Genomic DNA, 21,517 nt, shown 5'->3' on the forward strand with positions numbered 1-21,517 from the left:
ACCGATAAGTTACTGTTAGCTTATCGGTCTTTCAATTTATGATTATTATTTACAATGACTGGTCAGACTAGTCAACTTGTCACTCCCCATACCCTAAAAAAAACTATTTCTTTATAAATGTAATTGCCTTGCCCCTGCCCTTAAAAAATAAATACCTGAAGCAAGTTCACTTATGTCAATAATTACTTCATTACTACCTTTTAGTTTCTGCATTTTTGACCTCAAATATTATAAACCGCTATCATTAGCAGGGTTTTAAAATACCGATAATTTAACTGCATAAGGTCGGGTAATGTCTAGGCCCATCCTGAGTATGCATCCTTTATGACCCAAAGTAAATAATTAATTCTGATTCAAGCTATTTAAAAACCGTCCTTCACAAAAAAGGTTTTTACCACAGATAAAGTATTGTTTGCCTTTTCACAACATTAAATATGTCTCCTTTTTATTCCAAGCTTTTGCATTTTAGAAGCCAGCGTAGTTGGAGGTACACCCAAAATTACCGCAGCACCGTTAGCCCCCCTTATGCGCCCACCGCATTGTTTTAATACGGCAACTATATGGGTCCTTTCATTTTCTTCAATGGTTTTTAATTTTTGGCTTTCACCTCCTGCTAATGGTTCATGGTGCTGGGGTAAAGCTATAGTTTCTATAACTGGCCCTTTGGCAAGCAATACGCCACGCTCAATAAAATTTTCAAGTTCGCGGATGTTTCCCGGCCAGTTGTACGCTAACAAACTGTTACGTGCCTCCGTCGAGAGTCCTGTTACACTTTTGCCTGTCCTGGCATTACACGCATCAATAAAGTGTTTTGCCAGCAATGTTATGTCCTCCTTTCTGTCCCTAAGGGCGGGGAGGTGTATAGGGAATACATTGAGCCTGTAATACAAATCCAGCCTGAACCTGCCCTCTGCCACTTCTTTTTCCAGGTTGCGGTTAGTGGCAGCTACAATACGCACATCTACTTTTATGGGTTTGCTGCCCCCAATGCGTTCTATTTCTTTTTCCTGTAGCACTCGCAGCAGCTTCACCTGCATGTCTAAAGGCATTTCGCCAATCTCATCCAGGAACAGCGTGCCTTTATCGGCCAGCTCAAAACGGCCCACCCTGCGGTCTGTAGCCCCCGTAAAAGCGCCTTTTTCATGCCCAAACAATTCGGTTTCAATAAGGTTTGAGGGCAGCGAGGCACAATTTACCTTAATGAGCGGCCCTTTTTTGCCTGAGAGGTTGTGTATACTGCTTGCTATACGCTCTTTGCCGGTGCCGCTTTCACCGGTTACCAGCACTGTAGTATCTCCCGGTGCTACCTGGGCAATATGGTCAAATATTTCCACCAGCAACGGGCTCTTCCCTATAATACCCTCAAAACCGGGCATAGAGGTGGTTTTAAGTGTCGGCTTGGGAATTATTTTTTGTACATAATTCTTATCCTTCATCAGGATGTTTTCCACCATATATATAAGGGGCTGCTGCAACCTTTTGCATACCTCAAAATGCGCCTCGTTAAAACCCTGTGCCTTCCTGCTGAAAAACGAAAAGAAATAGCGGTCGTTTTTATTTATTGACAGCGGTATGGGCAGGGTAAGGTTAGCACGCATGCCAAGATAATCAGCAATAAGCTTTTTCATAGTGGGCGCCTGAGTTACTTTTTGAAAATCTGCCCCGGCATAAAGCGATACCCTTGCATCTACCACCGTATTTACCTGAAGCTTTTTGATTTCGCTTATCTTTAGGTTAGAAAGGTTTTGCAGGTCTTCCACGGTAATTTTTTGATACTCGCTAAAACCCACCCGCAAAAAGCCCAATACAATGTCTTCACTTTCGTTTGCGGTACGGTAAATGGCCACCATAAGGTCAAAAGGTACCAGTGGCTGTACGGCTTTGCCTATCTTAAACAGCCGCTCGTCCCACGTACCGGAATCGTCCATCAGCCGGCTAATTTGTTTTTGAAACAATTGTTCCTTACGTATAGACGATTCTATGCCATACTGCTGGTGGTAACCCGCTATCTGTAGCGTTACCAGGAGGTCTCTTTCCCTAAAAGGCTTCACAATAAAACCATAAGGACGTGTGGCCTTGGCGGCATTCAACACCTCTTCATTAGAATTGGCAGACAGGTAAATAAACCCAATATTTTCTTCGTTAAGATACTTTGCAAGGTCTATACCGGTTTCACGCCCAATTAAGAATATGTCGAGCAATACAAGACCCGGCCTGTTCTTTTTTATGGCTTCTTTAGCCTCACTAACTGTCCTTGCAACACCACACACAGCATATCCAGCTTTTGTAAGCATCAGGCGCAAATGGTTTGCTTCCACAAATTGGTCCTCTACAATAAGGATTTTGGTACTTATATCCATCTTATACTTTAAATAATGTTTGGTATAGCCTCCCTGTCTTCGTTTATGGAAAAACGTATTTCTATTTCGGTGCCGTTATTGTTACGTATTAGGAAATCGCCCTGCATATCTCCTGTAAGCCCCTGCATAAGCTTGAGCCCAAGAGAAGGGCTTTCATCAATACTAAAATGTTCGTCAATGCCTACCCCGTTATCCCGTACAGAAAGTAAGAACCCTTTTCCTTCCTGCTTCAGCACAATATCTATAACCCCTTCAGCCTCTCCCGGAAAAGCATATTTTATTGCGTTTGTTATAGCTTCATTCAGTATAAGGCCTACCGGCACGGAGTGCGAAAGCGGGAATTCTATATTACAGATATCAAGCTGGAACCGTACCTGCTTTGCACTGTCAAACGAATCGGCAAGGTTTTCTGTCAGTTCATAAATATACGAAGGCATATCAATCATTGAGAGGTTTTCTGACTGGTACAGCTTCTGGTGTATGATAGACATGGCCTCTACCCTCCTCTGGCTTTCGTTAATGGCCTGTACTGCCTCTTTACCTGTCAGGAATTCGCACTGGCTTGCCAGGAGCCCCACAACCATATGCAGATTATTTTTTACCCTGTGGTGAATTTCTTTTAAAAGCCACTCTTTTTCACTAATCAGGTTTTCAAGCGATGTATTTTTTACATCAATTTCTTCTTTTTGGGATTTAAGTATCACATTAGACCTTAGGTTTTGCCTGTAATTCCTGTAAATAATAAAGATAAATACACTCATTATCATAAACCCGGCAAGTGTAGTATTTCGTACAAAATTAGCCGATTTCAGGCTGTTTTCCTGTGACTGGGCCTGCTCTTTAAGCAACAGTATATTTTTGTCTTTTTTTTCCGATTCATGCAATATGTTAAGCTGGTTAATTTGTCGGGCCTTAGTCTCTCCCAGCATTTCGTCGTTTACCTGTTTATACTGCTGGTAATGTTTAATTGCAGAAACATAATTGCCCGCAGCAGAATCTATTTTAAACGCCCACATGTGGTACGTATTGCAAAAAACACGGCTCCTAATGTTACACAGGCTGTCGTATTTTGTGTTGTATAACAATGCTTTTTTGTAATTCCCTAAAGCAATGTTGCAACGTATTATAGAGCTTATAAAATCAAAAATATCGTCTTTATTCAACTCTTTGCCGTTCTTTTTTATTTTTCTTTCTATGCCTTCACAATATTGTGCCGCTTTAGCAAACTCTTTACGGTCTATATAAATATCGGCCATCATACACTCCCATACAGGTGCGTCTTGACGCTTAATGGTTGGGTATTGGACAATCATTTTATCAACAAGAGCAATAGCCTTATCAGTACGTTGCAGCTTACTTAAAATAGAAACGTAGTTAACCAGGATTACTTCTACTCTTTCAGGCCTGTTAAGCTCAACGGCAATCTGTAACGCTTTTTCAATATAGGGCAGTGCTTTATCGGGCTGGCCAAATGTGGTATAAGCCATGGCAATACTGTTGTTAAGGGTACTGTAAAATTCTATTGTTTCACCCATTGCATCGGCCGTATTCTCGGCATTTACCAGGCATTCAACTCCTTTATCAAGATTCCCCATAAGCAAATGAACCCTGCCGGTAAGCTCATAAATGTTCTGCAACTTTTTGAATCCCGAATGTTTGTAAAGTTCCATTGCCTTTTTTAGTTCTATAAGTGCCTTTGCATAGTCACCTTCCATCTGATAAAGGTCGGCTAGCTCTTCAAGGCAATCCCCTTCCCTCTTCAGGTTTCCCGAACGTTTAAACGCCTCACCCGCATTCTGTATAAGGCGTATGCCCGTTTGGTGACTTGCTCCTGTCAGGGTACTGGTAGACCACAACATTACTAAGGCCTCCCCATACAAATCAGTAGCACCAAGGTTTTTGCTAACATCTACTGCTTTTAAAGCATACTTTTTCCCCTGCCCGTATTTTTTAGCCTCCTGGCTTATCTTAGACAGTTGCAGGTAACTTTGCCCTATACCTTTTGTGTAATTAATAGCCTCTCCTGTTGCCAGTGCCTCCAGTGCAAATTTTGATGCTTTGTCTAAATCGAGCGGGTTATGGGTGTCATAATTAAAGTAATACATGCTTATATCCAGTAACTGGCTCACCTTATTCCTGTGTTGGGGTAAAGAAGCCATCTTTCCTTCTGCCTGGCTTACTTCTTTTGAGTTCATTTTTTTTTGCTGCGCCAATAGCGGGGACGCTGTAAAAAATACAGCTCCCATCAAAACAAACCTGTGCAATAATAATTTTAGAAAGGCGCGCATGCAGTGGTGGTTAAGAGTTAGCCTTAACACTGCACCAATTTACAATATATCCTATGTTTTTGGAACGGTATGGTATTCATTTTTTTAATACGGATTTAACAACGCCATACGGTTGAAAAAATTCGTAATCCGACGAAATAAAGTCGGAAGCAAATAGCAAAAAAACAAATAAAAAACTCAATATCAACACATTAAAACAAAAGGAATAATAATAGCTATAGTAATGGCATAACAATAATATTCATTTTATGTCAGCTTTAAACTCTAAAACAATCCTTTTTATTACTGGCGCATTTGTAAGCAATACGTGCTGGGATGACTGGAAATTATTCTTTGAAGACAAAGGATATAAAACCCTTGCCCCTGCCTGGCCCCAGAAAGATGCTTCGGTTAATGTGCTTAAATTCCGCCACCCCGATCCTGATGTTGCTGCCCTGCGCTTAACCGGCCTTGTACAATATTTTGAGGAAATTGTAAGGGTGCTGACGGAAAAGCCCATAATTATAGGCCATTCTATAGGCGGGCTTATTGCACAATTGCTCCTGCAAAAAGACCTTGCTGCTGCTGCTGTGGCCATACACTCGGTACCCCCACAGGGCGTGTTTACCTTTAAGCTTTCCTTTTTAATTGCCGGATGGGGCCCACTGGGCTTTTTTACCGATGCAAATAAAACTTTCCTGATGAGTTTTAGCCAGTGGCAGTATGCCTTTACTAACGGAATGCCCGAGGATTTACAGGAACAGTCTTATTTCCGGTTTGCCATACCCGAATCAAAACGCATCGTAAGGGATACCATAACCAATGCTGCAAAGATAGATTTTGCCCGTTACCATGCCCCTCTGTTTTTTATAGCCGGTGAAAAAGACCATACCATACCCTCATCGCTCAACTACAGCAATTATAAAAAATATACCCATAAAGATGCGGTGACTGATTATAAGGAATTTCCCGGCAGGAACCATTTTGTACTGGGCCAGCCCGGTTGGGAAGAAGTTGCAACATCTGCCTATGCATGGATAGAAGGGCTCCAAAAGACATAAGTGCTTTACCACTCAGTAATTCAGAATATAAAACCAAATACTATTAGAAATCATTAAAAATTAAAATCATGAAAACAATTTTCAAAAGTTTAGTACAACAAAAAAAATCAATACAACTGCTATTGCTTGCTGGCATCTTTAGCCTTACGGCACATGCAAAGCAAAGAGAAGTTATCAGCGCGGGGATAAACATATCTGAAAGGCAAAATGAAATTGCCGAACCCGCACCGGCCCCAAAAGGTTTTACACATAAAACAGCCAAAGTTAACGGCATCAACATCCATTATGTAATAGGCGGAAAGGGCGAGCCATTGGTACTTATACACGGTTTCGGCCAAAACTGGTACATGTGGAACAGGATTATGCCTGAGCTGTCTAAGCACTTTACCGTAATTACACCTGATTTAAGGGGTGTAGGTGAATCTGACAAACCTGAGGGCGGCTACGACAAAAAGACCATGGCAACCGATGTACACGAGCTTATAAAGCAACTGGGCTATAACAAGATTAACCTTGCAGGGCACGACATTGGCCTTATGGTAGCCTATGCTTATGCCGCACAATATGGTAACGAAGTTAAAAAACTGGCCCTTATGGATGCTCTGCTACCGGGTGTAGAGCCGGTATGGTCGCAGGTATCTGCTTCCGCATGGTGGTTTGGCTTTTTCTCATGGCCTGCATCAGGCAATATTGTAAAAGGCAGGGAAAAAGAATTCCTTACCAACTTCTGGCCTATGGTGGGGCATGCCAAAGACCCGTTTACTTCGGAAGAAACAGCCGAGTTTATCAGGGCATATGCCGTTGAAGGTGGCACAACAGCAGCCTTTAAATGGTTTGGCGGCTTTAAGCAGGATGCTATTGACAACGCAGAATTTATGAAAACTAAATTAAAAATGCCTCTGCTGGCTATGGGGGGAGAATATTTTGCAGCAGCTTTCCTTAAAGACCACTCTAAGCTTGTAGCCGAAAGTGTAACCGAATCCAACATTAAAGGAGCCGGCCACTGGATTGTTCAGGAAAATACCCAGCAGGTGCAAAAAGACCTGATTACCTTCTTTACCTCTAAATAATTTTCCACAACTATAATTGGCGGCGGCTACCCATATAATTGCTTCTGGCAGCCGCCACCAATTAAAATTACTAAAAAAAGAAACCATGAAACCAAATAAAATAATCTTGGCGCTTGTAATCCTGCTATCAGGATTTTCTGCCCATGCCCAGTTTCCAATGCCCGACCAAGTGCCCATATGGGATGCCAATACAGTAACCCTTACCTTACATAAAATTTCAGACAATGTATATGCCGTGTCTCCATCTACCGTTGAAAAAGAAACTACACAGGGCATACCACAGGCCACATCGGCCGGTTTTATTGTAGGTGAAAAAGGAGTATTGCTTATAGAAACCATGCTCAATAAAAGGCTGTATAACCAACTCTATGCCCTTGTGCGGTCAGTTACCAAAAAGCCCATACTGTATGCCGTAAATACCAGCGACCATGGCGACCATTGCTTTGGCAATTACCTGTTGCCTCAAGAAACAGTACTGATACAGAATGAGTTTTGTAAAGAAAACCTCAGTAAGAATTATGAGAACATAAAGAAATTCATGATATCGCTTTTCGGCAAAGGCCGTGGTATAGAAGAAAGTATATACCGCCCGGCAGACATTACCATTGCCGTAAACCAATCGCTAAAGCTTGACCTTGGGGCAGGTAACATTGTAGAGTTTATCAATGTAGGTACTGCACAATCGCCGGCTGACCTTTTTGTGTATCTAAGGAGCCCTTATAAAAACGTACTTTGGGCAGGCAATCCTGTAATAGCCGAAAGCCCTGCCATTCCGTGGCTGTTTGACGGATATTTTCTTGAACCTGTAAGCAACTTTACAAAAATCTACAACATGATAGGCGACAATGATGTCGTGGTACCCGGTCATGGGCGTATTACTAATAAAGCCGGCATGAAGTTTACCATGGATTACCTCACAGCGCTTAAGGAAAATGTAGAAAATGCCGTTAAAAGCGGTAAAACCCTGGAGCAGACCAAAGCTCAAGTAACCATGAAGGAGTTTAATAAAGGCTATGCCCTGTTTAACTGGCTTCACTTCAACTTTAATATACCCAATGCTTATAAAGACATTAAGGCAAATACCCCATAGCCACGCCTAACTTATACCCTGATTATCATGAAAAAGATACTACTCCTGGCGGCAATGCTTTGCTGCTTAATAGGGGCAGCCCAGCAATACCCTGATTTTAAGCCCCAGCGCTTTGATGAGGACTATGGTTTCCTGGCTGCCGATACAACAACATCGGGTAATTGGTACAAAGTGGTTAAATACACACCCCTCTCGGCTTCCGGAACTACTTATATGAGTTTTGGCGGCGATATACGCTACCAGTATTTTTACAATCATAACGAAAAATGGGGCGATGAACCAAAAGATCCTGACGGTTACCTGTTTACACGGTCGCTTTTTCATGCCGATGCGCATTTCGGGCAGCACTTCAGGGCTTTTATTGAACTTCAAAGCAGCACTGCCGACGGTAAAAAAAATACCAGCCCTGTAGACCTCAACCCGCTCGACCTTCACCAAGCATTTGCAGAATATAGCGGCACGCTTGGCAACGGCAGCCTTGCTTTCCGTGTAGGGAGGCAGGAACTGCTGTATGGCTCGCAGCGGCTGGTTTCTGTAAGGGATGGACCTAACAGCCGCCAGTCTTTTGATGCTGCCAAAGCCATGGTTAAAAGTGGCAGCCTTAAGGCCGACTTTTTCTACAGCAATTTTGTTATTGCCCAAAAGGACATTTTTGATGATGCGTTTTCTAACAAAAGAAGGTTTTGGGGTAGCTATTTTACATTCAGCAACGTCCCGCTCATTAAAAACCTCGACGCTTATTATTTTGGCTTCAAAAGGAAAGATGCCGTGTTTTATGACGGCGCAGGTAAAGAAATGAGGCATTCAGTTGGTGCGCGCAGCTGGGGTAAAAATAATGGATGGCGCTATGATGCCGAGGCAATTTACCAGTTTGGAAAATTAGGACCTAAAGATATCAGTGCCTGGACAGCATCAATCAATGCAGGTTACCAATTCTCCGGGCTCAGTTTTAAGCCGGATGTAGGGCTAAAGGCAGAAGTAATAAGCGGCGACAGGAAAGAGGGTGACAATCGCCTTGAAACACTAAACCCGTTGTTCCCAAGAGGGGGCTATTTCGGACTGGCATCTATCATAGGCCCTTCAAACCTCTTTGATATACATCCTTCAATAGACCTTGAACTGAGTAAAACCATTCAATGGGGAATAGACTACGATATATTTTGGCGCTACAGCACACACGACGGTATTTATGCACCAAGTGTAGTCATGATTTACCCGGCCGGAACATCAGGCGCCCGGAATATTGGCCGTCAGCTTGAAAGTGAAATTGTGTTTACCCCCAACAAATACCTGTATTTCAGGTTTGAAATTACATGGTTTGATGCCGGAGACTACCTCGAAGCATCGGGCGCAGGGAAAGATATTCTTTTTGTGGGTGTTACTAGCCAGCTTAAATTCTAAAATAAGTGCTCCAATTCTGCGTACCATAAAAATATACAACTATATAACATTGGGTGTACCTTTAAAACCGACGGTATATAGTTTTCTGTCATTTTAGGAATATCTGACTTTAGCTAAAAAAACGACACAAAACACTATTTATCAACATATTAAAGACTAAAGATAATTCTAAAAATTATAATGGCTTGACTTCTGCCGGATAAAATAAAACAGCACACATGAAGGCTCCAATCATATACCTTGTTATTATATTCTTTTTACCGCTACTTTCAAGTAGCAGGACTACAGATGCCACCACGAATATAACTTAGAAAACAACATATTATGAATGAAAAAGTATTAATAGTTGAAGACCAGTTTATTGAGGCCAATGACCTTAAGATTATGCTGGAAAAATCGGGCTACACCGTGTGTGGCTTTGCCCGCTCGGTTAACGATGCTCTTACAATTATTAAAGCCCAGAACCCTACCCTTGTACTGGTAGATATTTTACTTAAAGGCCCACAAACCGGCATAGACCTGGCAAAAAAACTACATGAAACCAATACGGCTTTCATTTATATTTCTGCAAACTCTAACCATGAAGTGCTCGAAGAGGTCAAGGCCACGCAGCCTTATGGATTCCTGGTAAAGCCTTTCAGGAAAAAAGACCTGCTTGTTACCCTCGAAATTGCACACTATAGGCACGAAAAAAGTCAGGAAAATGAAATCAGGAAAGCCGGGCATTTTAAGGAAAAACTGGAAGCCATCCTTGACAAGAAGCAGTCTCTTGAAGATAAAATGCTGCATATTAATATGGCACTGCAGGCCTTTATACCTTTTGATTTTGCTGGGTCAGGGTACATTACACAGGGACCAGTTCCATACAATGCGCTTAATTTCCTCAGGGTAGGGTTTGAAGAATATCAGGTAATTGGAATTAACGAATTGCAGGAAATGACCAACCTTAAAATGAACGAATTAAAATCGCTGCAGCAAACCACACCCGTAGACCTTGCTGCGCGGTTTTATACCGACCTAGAGTTTGAAGCCATAACCGCAAAACCATCTATGAAAAAGCTGTATGCCGATACCTTCAGGCTGCGCTCTAATTTTGTAATGCCCATACATTTATTTAACGGCGAAGTGTTTTACTTTTTCTTTTACAGCCGCCGTCCTGATGCCTACAACCAGGAGCATGTGGCTACGGCACACCGTTTGCACAACTATCTTGCTGAAATTTTGTATAACCTTCTTAGTGTAGAAAAGATTGAAATGCCCCTCAGTACAAAAAAGCATGAGGAAGTAAAAACGGAAGACGAGGAAAGAAATGCCACTTTTGAAGGAATTATAGGCAACAGCCACTTGCTGCTCAACGTATTTGACTACATCGTTCAGGTTGCACCTGTAAATACTTCTGTTTTAATATTAGGTGAAAGAGGTACCGGTAAAGAGCGCATAGCCGACTGCATACATAAACTGTCTCCGCGTAAAAACAACCCCCTCATTAAAATAAACTGTGCCGCCCTGCCGACTAACCTGATAGAGTCAGAGCTTTTCGGGTATGAAAAAGAGGCTTTTACCGATGCTACAGATAGGCATATTGGCAAATTTGAACTTGCAGACGGAGGTACATTGTTCCTTGACGAAATAGGAGAACTCCCGCTGGAGTTACAGGCTAAACTCCTCCGCGTGCTTCAGGAAAAAGAAATTGAGCGTATTGGCGGAAAACAGTCTGTTAAAATAGATGTGCGCATTATAGCCGCTACTAACCGGAGCCTTGAAAAAGAAGTGGGAGAAGGCCGCTTCAGGCTCGACCTGTATTACCGCCTTAATATATTTCCTATACAATTGCCTTCCCTGCGCGAACGTATGGATGATATACCGTTGCTGGCAGACCATTTCATAGCCTTATTTAACAAAAAGACAGGAAAACAGATTATGGATGTATCTAACGAAGTGTTACAGAAAATGCTTCATTACCACTGGCCGGGCAACATCCGCGAACTTGAGAATGCCATAGAACGCAGTGTGCTACTTGCCCGTGGCAATATAATTACTGATATAGCCTTACAAAGCATGGCAGAAATGCCGACGATAGCAAAACATGCTCCTCCAACAAATTACAGCGCGGTAAAGAGTTTTGAGGAAAACGAAAGAGATCATATAATCAGTGTATTGCAACTATGCAAAGGAAAAATATGGGGTAAAGGCGGCGCGGCAGAAATGCTTAACATTCCTCCCACAACACTAAATTCTAAAATGAAAAAACTGAGCATAAAACGGGAATATATTTGATACAAAGACTCCCCGGGGTAACCTTTGCCTTTATATAACATTGAGGTATGCATTTACAGTTCGTATAACTATTACCGCATTTCGTTACTGTTAAGGTCTAAAACGATATTTCGTCATGCCAGCCCTTTCGACCATAAATTAAGAAACTCGTAAACAACAACTTAAGAAAGATGGCATCTAATTTGGCTTCATTGTAGCATAACAGTAAAATCAAATTTTTTTTAACTTTTTAATTTAAATTATGTCAACATTAATAAACAAGGCCGCTTTAGTTACGTATTAAAACTGCTATGCTGCTCATATACTTAACTTAAAATTACGTTTTTAAATATCATTTAAAATTACATAGCATGAACGATAGGAGAACATTCTTAAAACAAACAAGCCTTGCAGGGCTTGCAGGGTTATTGCCCACCACTGGTTTACTGGCTAATAGCCCTCATACTAATACTTTTGTAAATCCCGATTCTTCAAAAACCTGGGCAGATGGGTCGCGCCTGGTGGTATCGGTATCCATGCAATTCGAGGCAGGAGGGCAACCTGATAACGCCGAAAGCCCATTTCCGCAAAATATGCAAAAGGGGTTCATAGACCTACCCGGTAAAACCTGGTACGACTATGGCTTTAAGGAAGGCATCCCGCGAATGCTTGATAACTGGGACAAACTGGGCATTAAGGTAACATCGCACATGGTAGGGTCTGCTGTACTCAAAAACCCACAGCTTGCTAAAGAAATAGTGGAGCGTGGACATGAAGCGGCTGCACATGGCATGAATTGGGCGACACAATACAATATGCCTTATGAGGAAGAAAAGAAGTTTATAAAGGATGGCGTAGACGCAATTAAAAAGGTTACAGGGTTTACACCTGTAGGCTATAACGCAAACTGGCTCAGACGGGGTACCAATACACTCGAAATTTTACAGGAGCTGGGCTTTACCTACCACATAGACGACCTGAGCCGCGATGAACCTTTCTTAATCAAAGTAAAAGGCAGGGATTTTGCAGTAGTGCCATACACTATACGTTGTAATGATATAGTACTGATAGAGGGCAAAAACTTTAGTACTGACCAGTTTGTGCACCAAGTTAAAATGGAATTCGACCAGCTGTACCTTGAATCTGAAAACAAACGCAGGCAAATGTCTATAAGCTTCCATGACCGCATTGGAGGCACCCCCCAAATGGTTTCAGCTACAAAGAAGATTCTGACTTATATACAAGGGCATAAAGGTGTCAGCTTTAAAAGGAAAGATGAAATTGCACAGTTAGCATATGAAGATAAAAGTATACTACGTGAATAAACCTGCACTATAAACTCAGGAAAATCATAATACTGAATTAAAGTTTTTTTCCTATCGTGCTGTGAACTCCTGTTTGCAGAATTCACAGATTCTCTTAATTTCAATGTTAGAACTCATTACGTGACATTTTGTGTCCCAACGTGCCTAAGTGTGCCTCTGTGTGCCATAATTTCGCCAAAATTTGTACCTCAAAACCGGCTTGTACACGAGGTACAAACGAGGTACAAAAATGAGCAAAACATCCATAAACAAAATTAAAGTTACGGATAATAAAAAACCAGTTAAATTACTGTTTTATAACAATTTAACTAGTTTTGTTTGTGTTGCTTTGTGATATTTTGTGGCTGCTATTTACCGATGCAGAAATTAGCAATCCAGTATTTACAGGCATTTTGGAAACCCGAGGTACAATGGGGGTACAAAAAACAGCCAAAAATCACAAAAAAAGACAAACAAAACACATTTTTGACCGTTCGATAAGAACGTTAAAACGGATTATATCCTACAAAGATAAAAGATGCAATTTGATTTTGATTAAAGAGAAAGAATAAACTGAAACGCCTACTTAAATTTTCATTTATACATTCACTTCACTTTATATTTTAAATATTTTGATAATCACGATAGGAATCTAAATAAAAACTCGCACAGGATAGTGCGAGTTGTTGGCGTACAAGAAAGTTCAAAATTAGGATATCCGAAAGCCAAAATATCCCATACTTAAATTTAATCCTGGTTTCCGAAACCTGACTTATACCTTACGTTGAAAATTAAACGCCTTTATCATCTCATCATTAGTTTTAATTCTTCCTGAACGGATCCAATCAATCAACTCCGATTTATAAAAATAGAGTTTTTTTCCTTGTTTGTTAACGGGAATTTCATTTCTACTAACCTTTGAGTAAATAGTTGCTACAGCGAGATTTAAAAACTCAGATGCTTGCGATACAGTAAGTATTTCTTCTGCTACGTTGCTATTTTGTGGAACTTTGGAAAGTAATAATTCAATCCCGCCTATCTTAACGACGTTATGGAGCAGCTGGAAGGCCAGATTGCCTCGGCCAAAGTAGCCATGGCGCGGCTGTCTTCACCTCAGCTGTACTTTGTCCTATCGGGCAATGATTTTACCCTGGATATCAATAACCCTGATGAACCTAAGGTCGTATGTATGGGCAACAACCCCCAAAAGATACAGATATACGGTGCTGTTCTTTCGCTTTTCGTAACGCGCCTTGTAAAGCTTGTAAACATGAAAGGCCGCCTGAAAAGCAGCCTGGTCTTTGACGAATTCCCAACCTTATACTTAAACAACATGGACAGCCTCATTGCCACGGCCCGCTCCAACAAAGTCTCAACATGCCTGGGGATTCAGGACTTCAGCCAGTTGCGCAAAGACTATGGCAAGGAACAGGCAGATGTGATCGTGAACATTGTCGGCAATGTAATTTCCGGGCAGGTCAATGGCGATTCGGCTAAGCAGCTTTCCGAACGCTTTGGCAAGATTATGCAAAAACGCCAAAGCCTTTCCATCAACAGCAACGACACCTCCATCAGTAATTCCCGCCAGCTGGATTCGGCCCTGCCGCCCTCGCGAATATCCAACATGAGCTCCGGCGAATTCGCTGGTATTATCGCCGACCAACCCGACTGCCCTATAGAGCGCAAGGCATTTCATTGTGAGATACAAAACGACCATGATGCGCTTAAAAAAGAAGAAGACAATTATAAAGAAATAGAACCCGTACGCAAGCTGCTGCCCAGCCAGGTGCAGCAGAATTACATCCAGATAAAACAGGACATCCGTGAGATTATTGACAGCGAAATGCGCAGGCTGCTCGATGACCCTGCGCTGCGCTGGATGATTATAAAAAAATAACCGTAATCATATAGCATAAAGGATTAGAGACTATTCATTCCATTGACCCAGGAGCCACAAAACCTTGCCTATTGCAGGCTGCGTGTCAGATGTAATTGGCCACTACCCTGATTTTTTGCGGGTCTTTCTCTTTAAAGTCCCATGTGCTGATCATTTTACGAATTTTCAGGTAGTCAAAAAGTTGCCTATGATAGGATGTATTATCAAAAGAAGGTTTTTTCCTGTGCGTAAAAATTTGCTGGTAGGCTTCCCCAAGCATCTCAATGACCTGCTGCACCTCCCAATCCTGGAAATTATCGCGGCATACATTCAGCACGGTGATACGTGTTGCAACAGACGGAGCATAGTTAAAGAAGCTTTTCAGCACCTCAAAAGAGCGGACCTCGTATCCGTTTTCTGCCGCCGCCCGGCAAGCCGCACGTGCGACATCGGGGTTAGTGGTAATGAGGTCTTCGCTTACATAATCCATCAATTTTATTTTATGCTGGCCTGTAAAGCTTTCTGAATTTAAAAGGAATACAACCTCTGCACGCCCGAGGGTGTACTGTTCAAACGCATCAGCGAATTCCTCCTGGTGCTCCTCGGCAAGGCTGAGGTGTAAGCTGTGGTTGCCGGAATATTCCCGCAGGCGCTCGTAATTTACCACGGTCATATTAAGTGCACCGTTCCCAACAAGGAAGTTTACCTTCTCAAGGCTTAAGCCGTCCACTGCCAATTCATCCCACGCTATCTCCGAGGCCGAGCAAAGTGCCTGGTATGCCTCTTGGGATAACGCATCACAGAGGAGCAGCCGTTCTATAAAACGTGTGGATTCCGGGGTGTCAGCGCCAATGTTTTGCTCAGGCACGCTGCCTTTAAGCACGCTATACACCTCTGGCCGGTTCAGGTAGGCCGTCAGTGTGGCATCAAAGGCTTCTTCAGCGCACTTGCTGTAGTACACTTGCGCATTGTCCCAACTGGCTCCTGCCTTGCCTTCCTGTAGTAGTAGCGCCATTACCTCCTTACTGTGAATCTCCGAAAGCGTATTGACTACCTGCACCTGCTGTTTGGCAAAGGCCGCTTTCCAGCTTTCATCAAGTGCCTCCTGGTTCAACAGTGCCACTATCGATGGCTCGGATTCTTTGTTGTTTTGAGGATCCAGCAGCACATTATTTGCATATTCCGCCAGGTTGGCGTGAAGGTTTTGGATGAGCGTTTCGCAATGGGACTGCTGTACCGTTGTGTAGTTCAGCTGCCTTAAAAGTTCCGCCGTAGCATTGGTATCTTTGTCCAAAACTATGGTTGCTACATTCTCTGGTGTAATACGGTAAGCATCCTGTGCGTACACAAACTCGAAAAGGGCACGCGTCGCCTCTGTAGGTATGGGCAGCACCTCTAGTTTCAGGGACAGTGAACCGATAAGGGATTCCATCTTTTGCCGGTCACATCCGGAAGCAATCTCAAGCAAGCTCGGCTCTTGCTCCATAAAATTCCCAATATCGCTTTCCTCTGCCAATAAAATAATATCCTCATTCCCGGCATAGGTAAGGATGTGCGTAAGGTAGGCTGTCAGGGTTTGCGTCCCCTGGTGCCGGGACTTGAGTGCATCCCAAATGCCGGGCCAGCGGTGGCATAATGTCTTTACGAACAGGCCCTGGTAATCCCGGCGCTGTTCGAGATAACCGTCAAGGAAATCAAGCGACTTGGCCTGAGCGCTGCTCAACCGTTCGATGACAGCATCATACTGGTTTTTATACGATGCATAATCCAAAGCCAAAAAGTCCATAAGGTCATAATTGAGTACCGCATCACGGCTGTAGTATTTTTGGGCAAGCTTTTTGGCAACATGCCCCACGTGGTGCAGCCTATAGTCAAAAGCGCATGCCACACCACTTTTAACGCAGCGCAGGAACGCATAATCCTCCTTGCTTTCCCCGTGGAAAAGGGAGATATAATCACTGTAATGCTCATTGAGGTACCCGTTTAACAGCAGGTTCCGCACCAGAAGGTCATTCTCAAAAGGCTTTAGATAGGCCTCGCCCTCTACCCGCTCAAAAATCTCCTTTAGGCTCAGGTGCTCAATCTCGGATCTTCGGGCGCGGAGCTCCTGCAACTCTTTTGCCGTTTTCGAAAAACGCAACAGTGCTTTCTCTTCTATAAATACTTTCCGTTGCTTATAGGTATAAGGGCTTAATTCTTTCTCAATATCAGTAAAGTTTACATTGATAGATTGTGATGGAATAGGGTTGTAATTGACCAAATGCCCATGCTGGTAAATTGCATAGCTGTGGAAGCGCTGTGCGATAAGCTTCTCAAAATTAGCCTCCTCAATCAGTTCACTAAACGGCATCTTCTGGCCGTCAACATAAATGGCCTCGGTATCTGCCTTTGTAAAATACTGCAGGACATAGAGCGAACGTAATTCCCTTAGGTTACGCAACGGCTCCTGCTCAATGCCTTCAAGTTGTTGCTCCAACCTGGCGATATCCTCGTTGAGGGACTTCAGCAAATTTGACACATAAGTGGGCTTTGCAGCAATAAATTCGAATAATTTCCCCTTACGTTTGTGCAGCTTGCCAAAATCTTCCGGAAAGAGGTTTTTATAGGTAACCATTGCAAAAAGGTTGTCCTGTTTCAGGTCTTCCGAAAGGCTTTTCCTGTAAATCTGGTATTCCTGAAAGATATTGATCAGCAACCGCATGTCAATATCGTCAATATACGTTACCACATCCTCAATAAAATCATCAGAAAGCACCCCCACTATATTCGCCCTGCGTACCAGCTTGCGTATCTGGTCACCCGCATTTACAGGGTCGATAAAAGGAATGACAGGGATGATCATTTCAAAAAACTTTACCCTTTCGCTTTTGTCCTGGAACACTTCATCGCGTATCGCATAGATAAAATTAACAGGCCTCCCGATAGGTATTGAGGTATTAAGCAGTGTATTGATTTCGCGCAGCTTGGTAAATATCTGCGTGTTCTCAAAACGGTCCAGGTCTTCTATTATTACAACATTATAATCAGTACGCTCAAAGAAGTAAAGAATTTCTTCCAGGTGCTGGTTGAAGACGCTCCTGTCTGTATTGTCCCCCAGTTCCAACTCGCCTTTTATGTTAAACTTATTGATTTTAGAATTGGTAAACAGCCGCACAACAGCGCGTGTAAAAAGGCCCACACCGGCAAAAAAAAGCAGGAATGCCAATAATGCATATCCGTTAAGCTGCTTTGTGACATCCCATCCCGAAGGGTTGAGGAACCGGATATAGTTGGCTTTAAAAAGTACCAGCACACTGGCTATCCATAAGATGAGCCCAACGGATACCGTCCATATACGCTCAGGTTTAATGTTGATAATACGCTTAAAACGTGAATCCGGTATATCAGACGGATGAACATGATAAAAAATCTGCTGCAGGATGCTTATTTCAAGTTGACGCTCGAAATCTGTGCCTTTCATGCCCTTATCCCCATTTGATGCCTCCTCTGAGGGCGTAGCACTTGCCTGGGTAAACGAAGCCAGGGATATGTTGAGGTACTTATTATGCGGGTTTTGGCTTTGAAACGTCTTTAAAATAGTACTCTTACCCGAGCCGTATGTACCGGCAAGGGCGATATTGTTGATCCCCGGATCACCTACGGCATCCCGAAGGCTGTCGAGGTAGGGTTGGGCCTGGGCAAGTTCATCGGCTTCGGTAAGAACTTTGGATGCCAGTGACAGCATCGTGGTACTGGGAGCTTGCGGCTTTTTACGAAATGTAAGATAGGTGGCAACGAATGGATTCATAAGCAAGAATAAGTGAGCAAAAATAAATGGCGTACAGCAGTGATTGATGATTCCTGACATCACGCAAAAAATACAAAATCGGCCGGACACCGGCAATACCCATTTGTAGGTATTCCATAAGGCGGTTAGCGTAATATTTTGCTAAAAAAAACGTGCCTCCCCGCTGTGCGCCGGGCTTTCCGCTGTATCTGCCCCAAAGGCAGGATGCCGCTGTAATCCCTGGTAGTGCATCCTATTAAATCCTAAAATGATAGTAAGGGACATTTTCCTGTAAGAAAAGGGGCAAAAAGGGCAGCTAAGTTAGCAGGATTTTTCAGGCATCGTGCGCATAATGGCTGCACCACCCCCACAAGGGGGGACTTATAGCCCGCCGCCTGAAAAACCCTGCTGGCCACTTGCTTTCTTTTTTCCCCTTTTTTCTTTTGGAAAATGTTTATGTGTGGGGTTGTAAAAAGATTCTTACTGGATTGTACAACTTAATTTGAAAGCGTATGGAAATTACAGGAAGGCTGACCGCAAATGCACAAGTGCGCAGCTACAACGGAAAGGATGTAGTGAATTTCTCCATAGCGGTTAACGACCGTTACAAGGACAAAGAAGGCAACAAGGTGGTGCTTACGGATTTTTTTAATTGTTCGTATTGGCTGACCGCAAAGGTAGCACCCTACCTGCTCAAAGGTGGGATTGTGGAAGTATCGGGGCGCGTGAGCGCAGGGGCGTACATGGGCAATGATGGGGCGCCAAAAGCATCACTGAACGTAAATGTAAACCGTATTACCTTCCACGGAGGTATGCCCCGTGGTGTGGAATCGGTAACGGTACACGAGGCCGAAATTATTGATAACAAGGGACAGCAGTACAAGGAAGACGAACACGACGACCTGCCTTTTTAAACCCGATACCCAAGCTATGGAAATACAAATCAAAACCTACACCGCAAGGCTATGCCACGATAACGGCACAGTCACACTAAAGGCGGTAGCCACAAGCTCCGAACAGGCTGTGGCAATCATTGCAGCAGCCGAGGGCTGCCCCACCCACGCGGTGGTACTTGTTTAATTCTTAAAAACTAAAGTCATGGGACACAATATTAATTTCAATAAGCAGACCGGGGAATACTCCTTCTTCAGCGTACAGGAAAAAGCATGGCACGGATTGGGGCAAATCGTAAGCGATTACCCTACAAGTACAGAAGCCATAAAATATGCAGGGCTCGATTACGAGATAGCCAAAAAAGCCAATACCCATAACCTGCCAAGCGGCAACAGGATTGAGTCAAAAAGCAGCTTCTTTACCTACCGTACCGATAACGAGGCGGTACTCGGGGCAGCCGTGGGCAAGGACTACCATATCGTTCAAAACCGTGAAGCCTTTGCTTTTTTCGATGCCATAGTAGGCGGTGGCGACGGTATCCTTTACGAGACCGCAGGGGCACTCGGACAGGGGGAGCGCATATTCATTACCGCAAAACTGCCGGGGTATATCCGTGTGGGTAATGGGGACGACATCACAGAGAAGTATATTTTCCTGACCACCGCACACGATGGCTCAGGCAGCATCACCGCAGCTTTTACCCCCATCCGTGTGGTATGCCAAAATACCCTGAACGCAGCACTTAAAGGCATGACCAATGTGGTGCGCATCAAACACACCGCAGGGGCTAAACAGCGGTTGGAGGATGCCCACAAGGTAATGGGGCTTGCCGATACCCTAAGCACCCAATTGGAGGGGATATTCAATAACTGGGCTGCTGTAAAAATCAGCGACAGCGAGGTACGCAAACTTATTGAACTGGCGCTCTGCCCCAACAAGGAAACCTTTGACCTCTTGAAAAAGGGGGCGCATGATGAACTCTCAACCCTGTTCAAAAATACGGTAAACAGTGCTTTTGCCTATGCCATGATGAGCGATACGCAACAGACTGAAACCACCAAAGGGACATTGTTCGGGGCGTACAATGCCGTAACGGGCTACTACCAAAACGTGCGCAGCTACAAAGACGGGGAAGCCAAGCTGCAATCCCTTGTATTGGGCGGCACGGCGCAGGGCAAAGCCCAAAGCGCATTTGACCTGTGCGCAGGGTTTGCCAAAGATGGTGCGGATATTTTCAAATTCAATTAAACAACCCGGCGGTTGCCTGTGGGCAGCCGCCATAAAATACAATTACTATGGCAAACTGGTGCAGCAACAGGGTAACATTTACCGGGGACGGTAAAGCCCTGCAACAGGTACAGGAACTGTTCCTGGCCATGCAACACAATGAAGAAACTACAGGAAATGGGCAACTGCCTGATTTTGTAGACACCGAGAACCGATACTTTTTTTCCCTCTACAGGCATGAGGGCGATTTTGGGATTTTTGAATACGAAACCCGTTGGTCGCCCAACACCGAAGTGGTAATGGCTATTGCCGACCGCTACGGGGTAGCCGTGAGGCACCAGTACGAGGAAACGGGGAACTGCATCTACGGGGAAACCGGGTATGCAAACGGTATTTCTATTGAAACCGACCTTGATTGGGAGGACTTTGACCGCTATGAATACAACCAGGAAGAAGGGCTGTACCATTTTGAAGGGGAAGCCTACGAAAGCGACTGCGAGATACTCGAAATTCTATTGGAACGAAAAGTACTGCAAACCGAAAAACCATAACGATGAAAGCACTCGAAAAACTAAACAATGTGGAAAAAGGCAGGCTGCTCGCAGGGTGGTTTCCTGAGCTGTTGCCAGAACTCGTGGATACGATTAAAGGGGCGCAGGAGTATTTGGCAGAAAACGAAACCGAGGTACGGCAGCAGTGGGACAACGGTTTTTTCAACGTTGATTTTTGGCTGCGCCTCTCGGCTACGGTAGGTAAGATAATAGACCTAAACGGCAAAAGACTTGCCAAACATCCACGTCTTTTTGCGGAAGAACTCTTTGACGGCTACAATGCACTGTTTACCATAGACTGTATTGACAAATACAAGTTTGCAGTGCACAACGTAAAATTCACCCAGGCAGTACGCCTGCTCTTTGACAGGGGATAACAACACCCCTGCCTTTT

16 protein-coding genes are annotated in these 21,517 nt (G+C 43.6%); 12 read left to right on the forward strand and 4 right to left on the reverse strand.

Annotated elements, in window-relative coordinates; translation table 11 throughout:
- Window positions 1–428: 428 nt before the first annotated feature.
- Together GR160_RS06085 and GR160_RS06090 are read right to left on the reverse strand one after the other, a co-directional pair.
- Window positions 429–2,360, reverse strand: a complete 1,932-nt coding sequence (locus tag GR160_RS06085; RefSeq protein ID WP_202390720.1) for a sigma 54-interacting response regulator — start codon at window positions 2,358–2,360, stop codon at window positions 429–431.
- An 8-nt stretch (window positions 2,361–2,368) separates the two neighbouring features.
- The gene (locus GR160_RS06090; RefSeq protein WP_160748930.1) at window positions 2,369–4,555 is read right to left on the reverse strand and encodes a sensor histidine kinase; all 2,187 of its coding nucleotides are present in this window, start codon (window positions 4,553–4,555) and stop codon (window positions 2,369–2,371) included.
- A 341-nt stretch (window positions 4,556–4,896) separates the two neighbouring features.
- Between GR160_RS06090 and GR160_RS06095 the strand changes: the two genes are divergently transcribed.
- The 6 genes from GR160_RS06095 to GR160_RS06120 all read left to right on the forward strand — a co-directional run bounded on the left by GR160_RS06095 (window position 4,897) and on the right by GR160_RS06120 (window position 12,830).
- Entirely contained in the window at window positions 4,897–5,688 is a 792-nt protein-coding gene (locus tag GR160_RS06095; protein ID WP_160748931.1) for an alpha/beta hydrolase, read from the forward strand.
- Between the two features lie 68 nt (window positions 5,689–5,756).
- Window positions 5,757–6,758: an alpha/beta fold hydrolase gene (locus tag GR160_RS06100; RefSeq protein ID WP_160748932.1), complete on the forward strand. Its 1,002-nt coding sequence runs from the start codon at window positions 5,757–5,759 to the stop codon at window positions 6,756–6,758.
- Between the two features lie 85 nt (window positions 6,759–6,843).
- Complete coding sequence (locus GR160_RS06105) at window positions 6,844–7,848, forward strand: MBL fold metallo-hydrolase (RefSeq protein WP_160748933.1); 1,005 nt, start codon at window positions 6,844–6,846, stop codon at window positions 7,846–7,848.
- Between the two features lie 27 nt (window positions 7,849–7,875).
- Entirely contained in the window at window positions 7,876–9,249 is a 1,374-nt protein-coding gene (locus tag GR160_RS06110; protein ID WP_160748934.1) for an alginate export family protein, read from the forward strand.
- 324 nt (window positions 9,250–9,573) lie between these two features.
- On the forward strand, window positions 9,574–11,526 hold the full coding sequence (locus GR160_RS06115; RefSeq protein WP_160748935.1) for a sigma 54-interacting response regulator: 1,953 nt from the start codon (window positions 9,574–9,576) through the stop codon (window positions 11,524–11,526).
- A gap of 350 nt (window positions 11,527–11,876) precedes the next feature.
- Entirely contained in the window at window positions 11,877–12,830 is a 954-nt protein-coding gene (locus GR160_RS06120; RefSeq protein WP_160748936.1) for a polysaccharide deacetylase family protein, read from the forward strand.
- A gap of 751 nt (window positions 12,831–13,581) precedes the next feature.
- On the opposite strand, the gene GR160_RS06125 is transcribed toward GR160_RS06120, so the two are convergent.
- Window positions 13,582–13,881 carry a helix-turn-helix domain-containing protein gene (locus tag GR160_RS06125; RefSeq protein WP_160749000.1) on the reverse strand — a complete coding sequence of 100 codons (300 nt, stop codon included), beginning with the start codon at window positions 13,879–13,881 and terminating at the stop codon, window positions 13,582–13,584.
- Here GR160_RS06125 and GR160_RS06130 point away from each other — a divergent pair.
- Entirely contained in the window at window positions 13,861–14,706 is an 846-nt protein-coding gene (locus GR160_RS06130) for a TraM recognition domain-containing protein (RefSeq protein WP_160748937.1), read from the forward strand. The two genes, GR160_RS06125 and GR160_RS06130, sit on opposite strands and share 21 nt — an antisense overlap.
- Before the next feature lie 85 nt (window positions 14,707–14,791).
- On the opposite strand, the gene GR160_RS06135 is transcribed toward GR160_RS06130, so the two are convergent.
- On the reverse strand, window positions 14,792–18,532 hold the full coding sequence (locus GR160_RS06135; protein WP_370519200.1) for a hypothetical protein: 3,741 nt from the start codon (window positions 18,530–18,532) through the stop codon (window positions 14,792–14,794).
- A gap of 431 nt (window positions 18,533–18,963) precedes the next feature.
- On the opposite strand from GR160_RS06135, the gene GR160_RS06140 reads away from it, so the two are divergent.
- The 5 genes from GR160_RS06140 to GR160_RS06160 are packed head-to-tail and all read left to right on the forward strand — an operon-like array spanning window position 18,964 to window position 21,500.
- Window positions 18,964–19,365: a single-stranded DNA-binding protein gene (locus GR160_RS06140; RefSeq protein WP_160748939.1), complete on the forward strand. Its 402-nt coding sequence runs from the start codon at window positions 18,964–18,966 to the stop codon at window positions 19,363–19,365.
- 16 nt (window positions 19,366–19,381) lie between these two features.
- Complete coding sequence (locus GR160_RS06145) at window positions 19,382–19,531, forward strand: hypothetical protein (RefSeq protein WP_160748940.1); 150 nt, start codon at window positions 19,382–19,384, stop codon at window positions 19,529–19,531.
- Between the two features lie 18 nt (window positions 19,532–19,549).
- Window positions 19,550–20,593, forward strand: coding sequence for a DUF932 domain-containing protein (locus tag GR160_RS06150; protein ID WP_160748941.1), 1,044 nt, complete (start codon window positions 19,550–19,552; stop codon window positions 20,591–20,593).
- Between the two features lie 47 nt (window positions 20,594–20,640).
- Window positions 20,641–21,123, forward strand: coding sequence for a hypothetical protein (locus GR160_RS06155; protein WP_160748942.1), 483 nt, complete (start codon window positions 20,641–20,643; stop codon window positions 21,121–21,123).
- A 2-nt stretch (window positions 21,124–21,125) separates the two neighbouring features.
- A complete protein-coding gene (locus GR160_RS06160) occupies window positions 21,126–21,500 on the forward strand; it encodes a hypothetical protein (protein WP_160748943.1) in 375 nt (124 codons plus the stop codon).
- The last annotated feature ends 17 nt before the right edge of the window (window positions 21,501–21,517 follow it).

This window comes from Flavobacterium sp. Sd200 (genome assembly GCF_009826935.1).
Classification (GTDB): Bacteria; Bacteroidota; Bacteroidia; order Flavobacteriales; family Flavobacteriaceae; genus Flavobacterium.

Coding starts and splice junctions, on each gene's coding strand:
- GR160_RS06085 (WP_202390720.1), bottom strand. CDS start 2,360: ATGGATATAAGTACCAAAATCCTTATTGTAGAGGACCAATTTGTGGAA.
- GR160_RS06090 (WP_160748930.1), bottom strand. CDS start 4,555: ATGAACTCAAAAGAAGTAAGCCAGGCAGAAGGAAAGATGGCTTCTTTA.
- GR160_RS06095 (WP_160748931.1), top strand. CDS start 4,897: ATGTCAGCTTTAAACTCTAAAACAATCCTTTTTATTACTGGCGCATTT.
- GR160_RS06100 (WP_160748932.1), top strand. CDS start 5,757: ATGAAAACAATTTTCAAAAGTTTAGTACAACAAAAAAAATCAATACAA.
- GR160_RS06105 (WP_160748933.1), top strand. CDS start 6,844: ATGAAACCAAATAAAATAATCTTGGCGCTTGTAATCCTGCTATCAGGA.
- GR160_RS06110 (WP_160748934.1), top strand. CDS start 7,876: ATGAAAAAGATACTACTCCTGGCGGCAATGCTTTGCTGCTTAATAGGG.
- GR160_RS06115 (WP_160748935.1), top strand. CDS start 9,574: ATGAATGAAAAAGTATTAATAGTTGAAGACCAGTTTATTGAGGCCAAT.
- GR160_RS06120 (WP_160748936.1), top strand. CDS start 11,877: ATGAACGATAGGAGAACATTCTTAAAACAAACAAGCCTTGCAGGGCTT.
- GR160_RS06130 (WP_160748937.1), top strand. CDS start 13,861: ATGGAGCAGCTGGAAGGCCAGATTGCCTCGGCCAAAGTAGCCATGGCG.
- GR160_RS06135 (WP_370519200.1), bottom strand. CDS start 18,532: ATGTCAGGAATCATCAATCACTGCTGTACGCCATTTATTTTTGCTCAC.
- GR160_RS06140 (WP_160748939.1), top strand. CDS start 18,964: ATGGAAATTACAGGAAGGCTGACCGCAAATGCACAAGTGCGCAGCTAC.
- GR160_RS06145 (WP_160748940.1), top strand. CDS start 19,382: ATGGAAATACAAATCAAAACCTACACCGCAAGGCTATGCCACGATAAC.
- GR160_RS06150 (WP_160748941.1), top strand. CDS start 19,550: ATGGGACACAATATTAATTTCAATAAGCAGACCGGGGAATACTCCTTC.
- GR160_RS06155 (WP_160748942.1), top strand. CDS start 20,641: ATGGCAAACTGGTGCAGCAACAGGGTAACATTTACCGGGGACGGTAAA.
- GR160_RS06160 (WP_160748943.1), top strand. CDS start 21,126: ATGAAAGCACTCGAAAAACTAAACAATGTGGAAAAAGGCAGGCTGCTC.